A 616-nucleotide genomic window follows, 5' to 3' on the forward strand; every position below is an offset into this window, starting at 1 on the left:
GGGCTAAGTAATAAACCGAAGCTGCGGCAATGTCCTTTGGGCATTGGGTAGGGGAGCGTTCTGTAAGCCGTTGAAGGTGTGTTGTAAAGCATGCTGGAGGTATCAGAAGTGCGAATGCTGACATGAGTAACGATAAAGGGGGTGAAAACCCCCCTCGCCGGAAGACCAAGGGTTCCTGTCCAACGTTAATCGGGGCAGGGTAAGTCGACCCCTAAGGCGAGGCCGAAAGGCGTAGTCGATGGGAARCGGGTTAATATTCCCGTACTTCTTACAATTGCGATGGGGGGACGGAGAAGGCTAGGTGGGCCTGGCGACGGTTGTCCAGGTTCAAGTGCGTAGGCTTAAGAGTTAGGTAAATCCGGCTCTTTTTAAGGCTGAGACACGACGTCGAGCTACTACGGTAGTGAAGTCATTGATGCCATGCTTCCAGGAAAAGCCTCTAAGCTTCAGATTGTAAGGAATCGTACCCCAAACCGACACAGGTGGTCGGGTAGAGAATACCAAGGCGCTTGAGAGAACTCGGGTGAAGGAACTAGGCAAAATGGTACCGTAACTTCGGGAGAAGGTACGCTCTTGTCGGTGAAGTCCCTTGCGGATGGAGCTAACGAGAGTCGCA

At 52.5% G+C, this 616-nt stretch carries 1 rRNA gene; it reads left to right on the forward strand.

The features are described 5' to 3' along the window. Window positions 1-616 (forward strand): 23S ribosomal RNA (locus ELS82_RS25735); the annotation flags it as partial.

The sequence above is a fragment of the Vibrio ouci genome, assembly GCF_004551525.1.
GTDB lineage: Bacteria > Pseudomonadota > Gammaproteobacteria > Enterobacterales > Vibrionaceae > Vibrio > Vibrio ouci.